This is a genomic window from Sphingomonas sp. BL-S-29, from assembly GCF_055521495.1.
This window is the reverse complement of the sequence record NZ_CM145482.1, coordinates 1000381-1013958: the sequence shown is the minus strand read 5'-3', so window position 1 is coordinate 1013958 and position 13578 is coordinate 1000381. Positions and strand designations below refer to the sequence as shown.

Here is a 13578-nt window from a genome sequence, read left to right as displayed (position 1 = left end):
GGGCCCGCGACATCAGATTCGGGGTCGAAACGAAGGAGACCGGACATGCAGCGCTTCGCCCAGCCAATCTATATCGCGGCCGGTCTTCGAACGCCGTTCGGACGTGGTGGCGGGGCGCTCGCCGATCATGACGCGATCACCATGGCAGTGCCGGTCGCGCAGGCGATGGCGGCAGTCGCGCGGCCCGACCTGTTCGTGTGGGGTACGGTGATCCCGAGCCTCGGCTGGAGCAATATCGGGCGCGAAATCTGGCTCGATGCCGGACTCGACCCGACCGTGCCGTCCTTCTCGGCGGTGCTGGCCTGCTCGACCTCGATGGTCGCGGCCTTCGCCGCCGCGGGCATGCTCGGCGGCGACAAGGATCTGGCGCTGGTCGGCGGGTCCGAAGTGATGAGCAACCCGCCGATCGGGCTGAAGCTCGACGCGTCGAAGCGGATCGTGAAGCTGTTCCGCACCGACCCCGCTGCCGCGCTCGCCGCGCTGCAGGCGTTGACCCCGAACGACCTGGTGCTGCCGATCAAGGGTTTCGCCAACCGCATCACGGGGCGCACCATGGGCGACCATATGGAGGAGACGGCGAAGATCTGGGGAATTTCGCGCGAGGCGCAGGACAACTGGTCGCTGAAGAGCCACCAGCGCGCCGTCGCCGGTTGGGAGAACGGCTTTTTCGACGACCTGGTCATCCCGCTGCCCGAAATCACCCGCGACGCCAATCCGCGCGCCGACACCTCGGCCGAGAAGCTCGCTACCCTGCCGCCCGCCTTCGACAAGACCAGCGGCACGGGCACGCTGACCGCGGGCAACAGCTCGCCGATCACGGATGGCGCCGCCGGCTGCTGGGTCGCGACCGGAGCCGGGCTGAAGAAACTGCCCGACGGCATTTTCCACGCCGAGCTGGTCGACCACGAAACCGCGGCGGTCGACCATGCCGAGGATGGGCTGCTGATGGCGCCGAGCTTCGCCATTCCCCGGCTGCTGGCGCGGCACGGGCTGCGTTACGAGGACGTCGCGCTATGGGAGATCCATGAGGCCTTTTCGGCGCAGGTGCTGGCCAATGTCGCCGCGCTGGAGAAGCCGGGCTGGACGCGCGACCGTGCCGGCGTGGATTTCGATTTCGGGCCCTTCCCCTGGGATCGGGTCAACCCGAACGGCGGATCGGTGGCGATCGGCCATCCCTTCGCCGCGACCGGCGCGCGCGACCTCAGCCAGGCCGTGAAGGAGCTGTGGGACAAGCCGAGCGGCACCTGGGCGGTGGTCAGCGTTTGCGCCGATGGCGGGCACGGCACGGTATCGCTGCTGCGGCGGCCATAAGGTCGCGGAGCGGCGCGGCGCCCGGCGGCGCGGTCATTCCAGCGCCTCGGCCAGCACGACCAGGGCACCGCGCGGATCGTGCTCGATCGTGTCGCCATGCGACACGATGATGCGCTTCAATCCGGGCACGGCGGCCCAGGCGCGAAGCTGCGCCGCGAGATCGGCCTTGCTCTTGCCCATGCCCAGCTTGACCGGTCCGGGCACGTGCGGTTCGTCGCCGGCAAAGCCCATCAGCTTGAGCAGCCAGCCGCTGAAGCCGTGCGCGTCGCGGATATTGCCGATGATGTCGTTGAGGATCAGCGTCGTGCCGTCCGTCCCATCGACTCGCAGCGCCGATTCGCCCTGATGCGTGCCGGGCACCACGATCCACGTCACCGCAGAATCGCCAAAATCGACATTGGTGGCATCGACCGGCACCAGCTGAGCGACCTTTTCCCGCGCGGCGGGCGGGGTGATGACCAAGAGCGAGGGGTAGCGTTTTTTCCAGATGCCGGCGTCGAGGCGGTGATGGGCATTGGGCACGATCAGCCAGGCGGGATCGCCGAACGCCTCGATCTCGCGCATCTGCTCCTCGTCGAGCGCGATCGCGCTGAACACCACCAGCCGGCTGTCGCGCAGCCGGACGATCGTCATGCGGCGCGGGAAATCCCCGATCGGCATGTGGATCGTGCCGGTGACGGTGAGGATGTTCGGCGCGACCTCGGCCAGCCGGCCGTGCGGCAGGACCTTCCAGTCAGTGAGCGGTTCGGACATGGTCTGTCTCCTCTTCGCCGCTGAAACGCGCGAGGGGACAGGCGGGATGCGTCAGGCGGCCTCTTCGGCCCGCCAATGTTCCCAGCGGAGCAGGAGCATGATAAACAGCTCCGCGGCGACAAAGGGCGCGACCAGCGCGACCGCGCCCCACCAGCCGAGCCAGAGATAACCGAACCGGCCGACGCAATAGAGCAGCACCATCATGCTCTGCACCATCCCGACCAGCCCCGCCGAGCGGAAGCGGGGCGCGAGCAGATAGCCGATCCAGAACACCCAGCGCGCGATCACCCAGACGATGGTACAGGCGACGACCGCGCGCATCGACGCGCCGTCGCGCGCCTGGACGGCGAGCAGGAGCAGGCCGGGGACGAACAGCCAGAGCTGCTCGATCGTGTTCTGGACATAACGCTGGTTGACCCGCATCCGCCGCGATTCGGCGCCGGCCAGCGGATCGATCGCGGGGGTCACCAGCCTTTCGTGCGCGACCGCCTCGATCCCCGGCAGCAGGGCGAGCAGAGTCGCGATGCCGACGCAGTGAAGCGCGAAGAAGAAGCGCGCGGTCTGAGTCGCCATGCCCGGGACGGGCGGCATGGAACGATCGATGAAGAACCACAGCCCGATGGCGACAGGCAAAGCGAGCACCACGCCCATCGCGAGCGCGCGCTGCTGCGCCTCGATCGACCCTGGGACAAGGCGGTTCGACATGGTCAGTCGGCGAAGAGCAGCACGGGCGTCTCGAGATATTTCTTCAGCGCCTGCACATAGCTTGCCGCATCCCACCCGTCGACCACGCGGTGATCGCAGCTGATCGAAAGATTCATCAGCTTGGCGCGGACGATGTCGTCGCCGCGGAAGACGGGGCGCTCGACGATCTTGTTCGGGCCGATGATCGCGACCTCGGGCCGGTTGATCACCGGCGTGGTGGCGATGCCGCCGAGCGGCCCGAGCGAGGTGATGGTGAGGGTGGAGCCGCTGAGTTCCTCCGACTTCGCCTTGCCGGTGCGGGCGGCCTCGGCGAGGCGGGCGATCTCGGTCGCGAGCTGCCAGACATTGAGATCCTGTGCGTCACGGATCACCGGGACCATCAGGCCGGCCGGCGTCTGCGTCGCCATGCCGAGATGGATCGAGCCATGGCGGGTGACCACCCCGGCCTCGTCGTCATAGCGCGCGTTGATCATCGGGAACTCGGGGATCGACTTGCAGATCGCGACGATCATCAGCGGCAGCATGGTCAGCTTGGGCCGGTTGCCGCGATGGGCGTTGAGATCGGCGCGCATGTCTTCGAGCGCAGTGACGTCGATTTCGTCGACATAGGTGAAGTGCGGGATGGCGCGCTTCGAGGCAGCCATGTTTTCGGCGATGCGACGGCGCATGCCGATGACCTTTACCGCCTCGTCCGGGCGGGCGTTGCTGGCATGGGGGGCGTGATAGCCCTGGTCCGCGCCGTAGCGGAGATAGGCGTCGAGATCGGCATGGCGGATGCGGTCGCCGTCGCTCTTTACCGAGGCGAGGTCGATGCCGAGATCGGCCGCGCGGGCGCGGACCGCGGGGGAGGCGAGGACATGGGCGTGGGGCGCGGCGGCCTTATTCTCACCGTTCGTGTCGAGCGAAGTCGAGACACCTGGCTCAACTGCCGGGGCCGGTTTCTCGACTACGCTCGAAACGAACGGTTGAGGGGATTCGATGCCCTCCTCACCCGGCGTTTCCGCCTCGATCTGCTCTTCGACTTCCTCGGTCTTGGTCTCTTCCGGCAGATCGCCCGGCGCGACATCGGCCACCGTCTCGGTCGACGGCGCAGTCGCGCCTTCAACCGCATCGGTCTCGATCACCACCAAGGCGGCGCCGATCGACACCTGGTCGCCGACCTCACCCGCCAGCTCGACCACCGTGCCGGCGACCGGGGATTCCATCTCCACCGTCGCCTTGTCGGTCATCATGTCGGCGATGCCCTGGTCCTCCTCGACCCGGTCGCCCACGGCGACGTGCCACGCGACGATCTCCGCTTCGGAGATGCCTTCGCCGATATCCGGCAGTTTGAAGGTGAAGCGTGCCATCAGTCTAATCCGTTCGTTTCGGGCGAAGTCGAGAAACAGGGGGCCGCGCAGGTGTCTCGACTTCGCTCGACACGAACGGGGATGGGCAGCGCCATCGAAATCAGTCCTTCATTACCTTTTTCAGCGCTTCGCCGATGCGGACCGGGCCCGGGAAATAGGCCCATTCCAGGCTGTGCGGATAAGGCGTGTCGAAGCCGGTCACGCGCTCGATCGGCGCTTCGAGATGGTAGAAGCAGCGTTCCTGGACGAGCGCCGACAGCTCGGCGCCGAAGCCGCTGGTGCGGGTCGCCTCGTGCACGATCATGCAGCGGCCGGTCTTCTTCACCGACGCCTCGATCGTCTCGATGTCGAGCGGGACGAGCGTGCGCAGGTCGATCACCTCGGCGTCCACTCCGGCCTCCTCGACCACCGCGAGGCAGACATGGACCATGGTGCCATAGGCCAGGATGGTCAGCGCCTCGCCGGCGCGGACGATCTTCGCCTTGCCCAGCTCGATCTTGTAATAGCCGGTCGGCACCTCGCCCGCGGGATGCTGCGACCAGTTCTTGGTCGGGCGATCCCAATGGCCATCGAACGGGCCGTTATAGATGCGCTTGGGCTCGAAGAAGATCGTCGGATCATTGTCCTCGATCGCCGCAATCAGCAGGCCCTTGGCATCATAGGGGGTCGAGGGAATTACCGTCTTCACGCCCGAGACGTGCGTGAAGATGCCCTCGGGGCTCTGGCTGTGCGTCTGGCCGCCGAAGATGCCGCCGCCGAAGGGCGAGCGCACCGTGATCGGCGAGGTGAACTCGCCAGCCGAGCGGTAGCGCAGCCGCGCCGCCTCCGACACGAGCTGGTCGAGCGCGGGATAGATATAGTCGGCGAACTGAATCTCCGGCACCGGCCGAAGCCCGTACGCGCCCATGCCGACCGCGACGCCGATGATGCCGCATTCCGTGATGGGCGTGTCGAACACGCGGGTCTTGCCGTATTTCGCCTGCAGGCCCGCGGTCGCGCGGAACACGCCGCCGAAATAGCCGACATCCTCGCCCATCACGATGACGTCGGGATCGCGCGCCATCATCACGTCCATGGCGGAGTTGATCGCCTGGATCATGTTCATGCGGGCGTTGCCGTCCGGACCGCCTTCAGGGGCGACTACGTCGCCGGGACCAGCCTCGGGCGCGATGATGTCGGCGGGATCGGTAATGTCGCTCATGACTTGCGTGCCCATGGGCGGCCCGAGGCGGTTTCTTCCGCGAGCATCTGTGCCTGTTGTTCCCGCAGATGCCAGGGCATCTCTTCGAACACGCCGTCGAACAGCGTATCCAGCGGCTGATGCAGGCCGTGGCCGAGGATGCCGTTCTGCTCGGCTTCCTTCTGCGCGCGCTTCACCTGCTCGGCGAGTTCGAGATCCTGCGCGGCGTGGCGGTTCTCGTCCCATTCGCCGATATGGATCAAATGATCCTTGAGCCGCTTGATCGGATCGCCCAGCGGCCATGCCGTCGGCTCGCCGGCCGAGCGATACTGGCCCGGATCGTCCGAGGTCGAATGGCCTTCGGCGCGGTACGTGAAATGCTCGATCAGGGTCGGGCCCTGATTGGTCCGGGCGCGCTCGGCCGCCCAGGCAGTCGCGGCATAGACCGCGAGCGCGTCATTGCCGTCGACGCGCAGGCCGGCGATGCCATAGCCGATGGCACGCGCCGCGAAGGTGGTCGATTCGGCCCCGGCAAAGCCCGAGAAGCTCGAGATCGCCCATTGGTTGTTGACGACGTTGAAGATCACCGGCGCGCGGTAGACGCTGGCGAAGGTGCAGGCGGAATGGAAATCGCCCTCCGCCGTCGAGCCCTCGCCGCACCAGGTGGCGGCGATCCGCGTGTCGCCCTTCGCCGCCGACGCCATCGCCCAGCCGACCGCCTGGGGATATTGCGTGGTGAGATTGCCGGAGATCGAGAAAAAGCCGGCTTCCTTGACCGAATACATGATCGGCAACTGCTTGCCCTGCAGCCGGTCGCCCCTGTTCGAATAGATCTGGTTCATCATGTCGACCATCGACCAGCCGCGCGCGATGAGCAGGCCCTGCTGGCGGTACGACGGGAAACACATGTCCTCATAATCGAGCGCGAAGGCAGCGGAAACCGCGACCGCCTCCTCGCCAAGGCACTTCATATAGAAGCTGGTCTTGCCCTGGCGCTGGGCGCGGAACATGCGCTCGTCAAAGGCGCGGACCAGCACCATCGAGCGAAGCATCGCGCGCAGCGTATCGGGCGACAGGCGCGGGTTCCACGGGCCGACGGCATTGCCCTCGTCATCCAGCACGCGGACCAGTTGGTATGCGAGGTCGGTGAAGGTCCCGGCGCGATCGGCGGTGTCGGGGCGGCGGGTATCGCCAGCCGCTGGAATGGCGACCTCGGTAAAGTCGACCGTATCGCCGGGGCGGAACCTGGGTTCCGGCACGTAGAGCGACAGGGGTTGTAAATTGGCGCGCGGACTGTCGCTTGCCATGCTCTCTCCGATCATTGTGCGTTTCGTTCGCGTTCGCATGAGAGCAACGCGCGGATTCGCCGTTCGGGCCTTGTTATAAAATTTCAAAGCACTTGGCGAGGGTCTGGCCGGGTGATGGCGGTAGTGCGTCACCCCAGGCTGAAGCAGGTGTTTTCCGCGGCAAATGGCCTTTGTGAGCGACCGTGCCACGGCACGTGCAAAAATGCAGGCCAATCGGGCGTTTGTGGACCGAGGAACGCGCATTGCCGCACATGTCCGCCTGCCGCGCTCCCGTCACGGATTGACTCCGGCGCCGATAGGAACAAAATAGGAACATACTCATTCAGCGAGTCGTGTGTTTGTCGTCTGCCGCCGCCCTTTCCGCCTTACGCGATACGCTTCGCGCGATCGAGGGGGATGGGCTGCGCCGTCGTGCCGTGCTGCCCTTCGGGATCGGCCCGATCGATTCGCGGCTGGCGACGGGCGGCCTTACGCTCGGCGCGCTGCACGAGATCGCCGCGGCCAGCCCCGGCATGGGCGACGATGCCGCGGCGACCCTGTTCATGGCCGGCATCGCCGCGCGCGCCTGGGGCCCGGTCCTGTGGGTGGTGCGGCGGCGCGACCTGTTCGCGCCGGGACTGTACCAGGCCGGGCTCGCGCCCGAGCGCATCCTCTATGCCGAAGCAGGCGACGATGCCGAGCTGCTCGCGCTGATGGAGGAAGGCCTGCGCCACCGCGGGCTAGGCGCCGTGATCGGCGAGGTGAAGAGCGCCTCCATGGCCAATAGCCGCCGGCTGCAGCTCGCGGCCGAAGGCGGCAAGACAATCGCGCTGCTGCTCAAGCGCCATGCGCGCGAGGGCGGCAATCCGCTCGCCGTGCCCTCGGCCGCGGTAACACGCTGGCGAATCGCCGCCGCGCCCTCGACTCCGCTCCCGGTCGAGGGTGTCGGTTGCCCGCGCTGGCGGATCGAACTGGTCCGTCAGCGCGGCGGCGAACCTCATAAATGGACGATGGAGGCATGCGATGAAACGGGTCGCCTCGCTCTACCTGCCCGACTGGCCGATCGATCGGCTGCGGCGGGCGGAACGCACCGCCGCGCCGCCTGACGCGCGGCGGGTCACACAGCCGGTCATCGATATCAAGGCAGCCCCGCGCGACGGTGGCTGGCGCCCGGGTGCGCGCTGGGCTCGGGGGGAGGATGGGCCGACGCTGCCACGGTTGAGAAGTGACGATGGGGCACCCGGTTCCTCCTCCAATTCCTCCCCGGCACGGGGAGGGGGACCGCGCTTGCGCGGTGGAGGGGCTTGGAGCGCGGCACGGTCTCGCCAAGCCAGCCCCTCCACCAGCTTCGCTGGTCCCCCTCCCCCTGCGGGGGAGGAATTAAGTGCCCCTCTCGTCACCTCGATCCGCGAGGGCAGCAGGATCCTGGTCGCTGCGACCAGCCATGCCGCGCATCTGCTCGGCATCCGCGCCGGCATGGCGGTGACTCAGGCGCGCGCGCAGGTGCCGGATCTCGACATCCGTCCAGCCGATCCCGAGGGCGACCGCGTAGATCTAGAACGTCTCGCCCTCACCGCCGCGCGACGCTGGTCGCCGATCGTCGCACTGTCGGGCGAGGACGGGCTGTTCATCGAGCTGACCGGCACCGCGCATCTGTTCGGCGGCGAGGAGAGGATGGCGCGGCGGATCGTGCGGCTGCTCGCACGCATGGGTGTGCGAGCGCGGATCGCGGTGGCGGATAGCACGGGCACCGCCTGGGCATTGGCCCGTTACGGCCATCAACCGCGGGACGGCGTGACGATCTGCCCGCCCGGGGCGCAGGACCAAGCCATCGCCACCCTCCCCATCGCCGCGCTGCGGGCCGAGCCCGGCGCGATCGAGCTGCTCAAGCGGTTGGGCGTCGAGACGATCGGGGAACTTGCCGCCATGCCGCGCGCGCCGCTCGCGCGCCGGTTCGGCAAGATGCTGGTGCTGCGGCTCGACCAGGCAAGCGGGCGGATCGGCGAGCCGCTTCACCCGGTCATGCCGCCCGAGCATATCGCCGTGATCCAGCGTTTCGCCGAGCCGATCGCGACCGCCGAGGCGATCGAGCATTGGCTGGCCCTGTTGATGCCACGCCTCGTCACCGCGCTGGCGCAGTCGGGCCAGGGCGCGCGCGCGATCGAGCTGGTCGCCGACCGGATCGACGGCGTGCCGCAGCGGCTGCGCATCGGCCTTGCCCGACCCAATCGCGACCCCGCGCATCTGCTGCGGCTGATGGTGCGCCGGATCGAGGAGATCGCGCCGGGATTCGGCATCGACGCGCTCGCGCTGCACGTCCGCCGCGCCGATCCGCTCGGCCCCGTGCCGTTCGAGGAGCGGCTCGAGGAGACCCCGCCCGACATCGCGCCGCTGGTCGATACGTTGGCCAACCGCATCGGCGCGGCGCGGCTGTGGCGCACAAGGCCGGTGGAAAGCGACGTGCCCGAACGATCGGTCGAGCCCGCGCCGGCGCTCGACCCGCCCGAACGCGCCGCGGCACCGCTCAAGCCGGCCGATGTCCGGCGTCTCGACCGCACGCCCGATCTCCATCCCTGGCACCATCGCTGGCCGCGCCCGGTGCGCATGCTGCGCCGGCCCGAGCTGCTGGATCACGTCATCGCCGAGCTGCCCGACCAGCCGCCGCGCCGCTTCACCTGGCGCGGCACGACGCACAAGGTGGTGCGCGCCGATGGTCCCGAGCGCGTTCACGGCGAATGGTGGAAACGCGCGACCGAACGGCATTCGGTGCGCGATTATTTCCGGGTGGAGGACGAGGCGGGCCAGCGCTTCTGGCTGTTCCGCCGCGGCGACGGCGAGCGCGCCGAGACGGGCGACCTCGCCTGGTTCATGCATGGGGCGTTCGGGTGATGTCAGCGCCCTGCGTCGATTGCCTCCACATGGCCTCTCACCGCATAGGCAAGAATGGGCCGATCGACCGTCAGTATCGGGCAAACAAGCGACCGCGCCGTGGCAATGATCATCCGGTCCGACGGATCGCCATGAATGTCGCCGGGCAAGGCGCCGGCATCGCTTGCGATAACGGCATCGACCGGCACGACCCTGAAATGGCCCTGACCCAGAAGCCGTTCGGACCATTGCGGCATGGGCATCGAAAGAGCGATGCGCCGCTTGTCCGCCAGCATCGCAATTTCCCAGAACGACATGGCCGACAAATAGACGTCGCCCGCCTCCGCCTCGATTCGCTTGCGTGCCGTGGTGCCCAGCCGCTTGCCGTCCTCTACCAGCCAGAGCAGCACATGCGTGTCGAGCAGAATCACTTGGACGGGGTGCTCGGCGCGTACAGCTCTGGCGGATTATTGGCGAGCCATTCGGCTTCCCAATCGGGATCGACCGGCCCGACAATGTCCCCCAGAATCGTCACCGATCCCCGCATGCACCCGAACATGCTCTGCCCCAAAGGCACACTTGCCCTGCGCGCGCTGAGGGTGAGCGACGGCTTGCCGCGACGCGTGATGGTCAAGGGCTCGCCGCTCCGCTCCATTTCGTCGATTAGCTTCAGGCTTTTTGCCTTAAATTCCGTTGCGCTCACCATCTTGCCCATCGCGGCTGCTCTCGATGAAATGTACATCTCATATAGTCATTTCGTGCCGCATCGCCAATGACCTATTCCGAACTGCAGGTGACGACGCATTACAGCTTCCTGCGCGGCGCCTCTTCCCCCGAGCAATTGTTTGCGGCTGCCGCGCTGGCGGGCATGCCGGCGCTGGGCATCACCGATCGCAATTCGGTCGGCGGGGTAGTGCGCGCGCTGGTCGCCGCGGAGGAGATTTCCAAACAGGGCTACCCGATCCGCATGATCGCCGGCTGCCGGCTCGACCTGGTCGACGGCACCTCCCTGCTCGTCTGGCCCGAAGACCGGGCGGCGTGGAGCCGGCTCACCCGCCTGCTGACGCTCGGCAAGGGGCGCGCCGATGCGCAGAAGGGCGAGAAAGGGCAATGCTTCCTGCATTGGGAAGACGTGGCGGCGCATGCAACGGGACTGATCGGCGCGCTGGTGCCCGGCATGACCGAGACCTTCGCGGAAGATCAGCTCGCGCTGCGCTGGATGACGGATGTGTTCGGCGCGCGCGGGCATCTGTGCCTGACGCAGCATCGCCGGCCGGGCGATCCGCTGCGGCTGCACATGCTGGCGGAAAAGGCGCAGGCGTTCGGCCTGGCCCCGCTCGCCACCGGGGACGTGCTGTACGACAGGCCTGAGCGGCGCATGCTGCAGGATGTCGTCACCGCGATCCGCAACACCTGCACGATCGACGATCTCGGCTTCCGGCGCGAACGCAGCGCCGACCGGCATCTGAAATCGCCCGAGGAAATGGCGCGGCGGTTCAAGCGCTATCCCGAGGCGATCGCGGCCAGCGAGGCGATCGTGGAGCGCTGCACCTTTTCGTTGCGCGAGCTGAGGGAGCAATATCGCTATCCGGACGAAGTGGTGATCAGCGGCAGGTCACCGCAGGACGCGCTGGCGAAGATGGCGCGCACCGCGCTGGCGGAACGCTTCGCGCCCGAACCGATCCCTCCTGCCTATACGACATTGCTCGAGCATGAACTCGCGCTGGTCGAGCAGATGGGATACGCGCCCTATTTCCTGACGGTGAATTCGATCGTGCGGTTCGCGCGCAGCCAGGAGATATTGTGCCAGGGCCGCGGGTCGGCCGCCAATTCAGTGATCTGCTTCGTGCTCGGCATCACCTCGATCGATCCGGTCTTCCACAAGCTGCTGTTCGAGCGTTTCATCTCGACCGAACGCCACGAGCCGCCCGATATCGATGTCGATTTCGAGCATGAGCGGCGCGAGGAAGTGATCCAGTGGATCTACGAGACTTACGGTGAGAACCACGCTGCGATGACGGCAGTGGTCAGCCGGTTCCGCACGCGCGGTGCCGTGCGCGAAGTCGGCAAGGCGCTGGGCCTGTCCGAAGACATGACGGCGGCGCTTGCGGGCCAGGTCTGGGGATGGTCGAGTGACGGCGTGCCGCAAGCCCATGTCGAGGCGCTCAACCTCGACCCCACCGAGCCGCGCCTCGCCCTCACGCTCGATCTGGCGACTCAGTTGATCGGCACACCCCGGCATCTGTCGCAGCACCCCGGTGGGTTCGTTCTGGCCCATGACAGACTCGACGAATTGCTGCCGATCGAGCCCGCTGCGATGGTCGATCGTCGCGTGGTGGAGTGGGAGAAGCTCGACGTGGAGGAGCTTGGCCTGATGAAGGTCGATATCCTCGGCCTCGGCATGCTCGGCTGCATGCGGCGCACCTTCGACCTGCTGCGCGCGCACAAGCATATCGATCTGCGGCTCGACAATGCAGTGCTGCAGGACCGGGACCCTGAAACCTTCGCGATGATCTGCACGGCGGATACGCTCGGCGTGTTCCAGATCGAGAGCCGGGCGCAGATGTCGATGCTGCCGCGCATGCGTCCCGACAATTTCTACGACATCGCCATTCAGGTCGCGATCGTCCGTCCGGGGCCGATCCAGGGCGACATGGTCCACCCCTATCTCAAGCGCCGGGAACAGGAGCGTGAAGGCAAGGTGGATATCGAATATCCCAGCCCCGCACTTGAAGAAGTGCTGAAGAAAACACTGGGGGTGCCACTCTTCCAGGAACAGGCGATGCAGGTCGCGATTGTTGGAGCCGGTTTCAGCGCGGGAGAGGCGGACAGGCTGCGCCGGGCGATGGCGACCTTCAAGCAGACCGGCGGTGTCGGCGAATTCAGAGACAAGCTTATCTCGGGCATGCTGGCGAACGGCATCACGCTCGATTTCGCCGAGCGGCTGGTCAAGCAGATCGAAGGGTTCGGCAGCTATGGCTTTCCCGAGAGCCATGCCGCGAGCTTCGCGAAGATCGCCTATGCCTCGTCCTGGATGAAGTGCCATCATCCCGAGATCTTCTGTACCGCCCTGCTCAACGCGCAGCCCATGGGCTTCTACGCGCCGGCGCAGATCGTCCGCGATGCGCGCGAGCATGGCGTCGAGGCACTGCCGGTGTGCATCAACCGGAGCGACTGGGACACGATCGTCGTACCGGGGACGCCGAATGCCAGGCCGCGCGATGAGCGGTTCTGGGGCACCGACGCGGACTGGCAAAGCCTGTTGCCGCTTCGGCTCGGCATGCGCATCGTGCTGGGGCTCAGCGAGGAGGATGCCGGCAGGATCGTGGAAACCCGCGCAGCCGGGCCCTTCACCTCGGTCGAGGATGCCTGGCGCCGCTCGGGCGTGAAGCCGGCGGCGCTCGAAAAGCTCGCCCGGGCCGATGCGTTCCAGTGCCTCGGCCTCAACCGGCGCCAGGCGCTCTGGGCGATCAAGGGGCTGGGCCAGGCGCCCCTGCCGCTGCTGACCGCCGCCGACAATCGGGCGGGCGCGATCATTCCCGAAGCGCGCGAGCCGGGCGTCGCGCTGACCCCGCTCACCGCCGGGCGGGAGGTGGTGGAGGATTATCGGGCGACTCAGCTCACCCTGCGCAACCACCCGCTCCATTTCCTGCGCGGCGAACTCGACCGACTACGCATCCGGAAATGCGCCGACCTCAAGACGATGAAGGACGGGGCGCGGGTCGAGGTGGCGGGAATCATCCTCGTACGGCAGCGACCGGGCAGCGCCGAGGGCGTGGTGTTCGTGACCCTGGAGGACGAGACCGGCATCGCCAACGCGATCCTGTGGAAGGACCGGTTCGAGGCGCAGCGCCGCATCCTGATGTCGGCATCGATGATCAGTGTGGTCGGCCGCGTGCAATCGGAAAGCGGCGTGATCCATGTCGTTGCCGACCGGATCGTCGATCACACCCCTTTGCTGCGCGGGATCGGCGGCCTGGATCTGCCCAACATGACGATGCCGGGCGACGGTGCGACTCATGGCGGCACGATCGATCCGCGCGACCGGCGGAGATTGCCGTTGTTCGAGACCGAGATGGAGGAGGTGATCCCGATCCGCTCGCATGATTTCCACTGATCCCTCGCT

At 67.2% G+C, this 13578-nt stretch carries 11 protein-coding genes; 4 read left to right on the top strand and 7 right to left on the bottom strand.

Annotated elements, in window-relative coordinates; translation table 11 throughout:
- Positions 1 to 45 precede the first annotated feature (45 nt).
- On the top strand, positions 46 to 1311 hold the full coding sequence (locus ACZ1I2_RS04920; protein ID WP_465170794.1) for a thiolase family protein: 1266 nt from the start codon (positions 46 to 48) through the stop codon (positions 1309 to 1311).
- A 33-nt stretch (positions 1312 to 1344) separates the two neighbouring features.
- On the opposite strand, the gene ACZ1I2_RS04915 is transcribed toward ACZ1I2_RS04920, so the two are convergent.
- The 5 genes from ACZ1I2_RS04915 to ACZ1I2_RS04895 form a co-directional block, all read right to left on the bottom strand.
- Positions 1345 to 2064 (bottom strand): hypothetical protein, encoded by a 720-nt coding sequence (locus ACZ1I2_RS04915; RefSeq protein WP_465174936.1) that lies wholly within the window; start codon positions 2062 to 2064, stop codon positions 1345 to 1347.
- A 51-nt stretch (positions 2065 to 2115) separates the two neighbouring features.
- The gene (locus ACZ1I2_RS04910) at positions 2116 to 2769 is read right to left on the bottom strand and encodes an MAPEG family protein (protein WP_465170796.1); all 654 of its coding nucleotides are present in this window, start codon (positions 2767 to 2769) and stop codon (positions 2116 to 2118) included.
- Positions 2770 to 2771: 2 nt separating this feature from the next.
- Entirely contained in the window at positions 2772 to 4118 is a 1347-nt protein-coding gene (locus ACZ1I2_RS04905; RefSeq protein ID WP_465174937.1) for a dihydrolipoamide acetyltransferase family protein, read from the bottom strand.
- Positions 4119 to 4218: 100 nt separating this feature from the next.
- Positions 4219 to 5223 (bottom strand): alpha-ketoacid dehydrogenase subunit beta, encoded by a 1005-nt coding sequence (locus ACZ1I2_RS04900; protein WP_465177182.1) that lies wholly within the window; start codon positions 5221 to 5223, stop codon positions 4219 to 4221.
- A gap of 92 nt (positions 5224 to 5315) precedes the next feature.
- Positions 5316 to 6605, bottom strand: coding sequence for a thiamine pyrophosphate-dependent enzyme (locus ACZ1I2_RS04895; RefSeq protein ID WP_465174938.1), 1290 nt, complete (start codon positions 6603 to 6605; stop codon positions 5316 to 5318).
- Between the two features lie 338 nt (positions 6606 to 6943).
- On the opposite strand from ACZ1I2_RS04895, the gene ACZ1I2_RS04890 reads away from it, so the two are divergent.
- On the top strand, positions 6944 to 7690 hold the full coding sequence (locus tag ACZ1I2_RS04890) for an ImuA family protein (protein ID WP_465170799.1): 747 nt from the start codon (positions 6944 to 6946) through the stop codon (positions 7688 to 7690).
- Complete coding sequence (locus ACZ1I2_RS04885; protein ID WP_465174939.1) at positions 7608 to 9473, top strand: Y-family DNA polymerase; 1866 nt, start codon at positions 7608 to 7610, stop codon at positions 9471 to 9473. Before ACZ1I2_RS04890 ends, ACZ1I2_RS04885 begins: the two co-directional genes overlap by 83 nt.
- Before the next feature lie 2 nt (positions 9474 to 9475).
- Here the strand turns inward: ACZ1I2_RS04885 and ACZ1I2_RS04880 are convergent, their stop codons facing one another.
- Both ACZ1I2_RS04880 and ACZ1I2_RS04875 read right to left on the bottom strand, forming a co-directional pair.
- The gene (locus ACZ1I2_RS04880; RefSeq protein ID WP_465174940.1) at positions 9476 to 9883 is read right to left on the bottom strand and encodes a type II toxin-antitoxin system VapC family toxin; all 408 of its coding nucleotides are present in this window, start codon (positions 9881 to 9883) and stop codon (positions 9476 to 9478) included.
- A complete protein-coding gene (locus ACZ1I2_RS04875) occupies positions 9880 to 10167 on the bottom strand; it encodes a type II toxin-antitoxin system Phd/YefM family antitoxin (RefSeq protein WP_465174941.1) in 288 nt (95 codons plus the stop codon). Before ACZ1I2_RS04875 ends, ACZ1I2_RS04880 begins: the two co-directional genes overlap by 4 nt.
- 57 nt (positions 10168 to 10224) lie before the next feature.
- Here ACZ1I2_RS04875 and ACZ1I2_RS04870 point away from each other — a divergent pair, with 57 nt between their 5' ends.
- Positions 10225 to 13569: an error-prone DNA polymerase gene (locus ACZ1I2_RS04870; protein WP_465170803.1), complete on the top strand. Its 3345-nt coding sequence runs from the start codon at positions 10225 to 10227 to the stop codon at positions 13567 to 13569.
- Positions 13570 to 13578: the final 9 nt, after the last annotated feature.